This is a genomic window from Bradyrhizobium sp. 17 (genome assembly GCF_023073515.1).
Classification (GTDB): Bacteria; Pseudomonadota; Alphaproteobacteria; order Rhizobiales; family Xanthobacteraceae; genus Bradyrhizobium; species Bradyrhizobium canariense_D.
Window position 1 is genome coordinate 988 of record NZ_JADPJQ010000129.1, and the last position, 345, is coordinate 1,332.

The 345-nt window shown below is 58.3% G+C and carries 1 protein-coding gene; it reads left to right on the forward strand.

Annotated features, from left to right (window positions below; translation table 11 throughout):
• On the forward strand, window positions 1-345 hold a 345-nt coding region (locus tag IVB13_RS36070), incomplete at both ends, for a transposase (protein ID WP_247492291.1).

Genomic DNA, 345 nt, shown 5'->3' on the forward strand with positions numbered 1-345 from the left:
GTTCGGTGGCGTTGAGCCTGCCGGCACAGGTAGGCCGTCGTATCATCCGGCCGCGCTCTTAGGGCTTTACATTTACGGTTATCTCAACCGTGTCCATTCGAGCCGCCGGCTTGAGCGTGAAGCTGGCCGCAACGTCGAAGTGATGTGGCTGCTCGCCAGGCTTGCGCCCGATCACAAAACGATTGCCGATTTCCGCAAGGACAATGGTCCCGGCATCAAAAAGGTCTGCGCGCGCTTCGTCGAGGTGTGCCGCAAGATGGGCTTGCTCGCGACAACCAGCGTTGCGATCGACGGCAGCAAATTCAAAGCAGTCAATAATCGCGATAAGAACTTCACGCGCGGCAA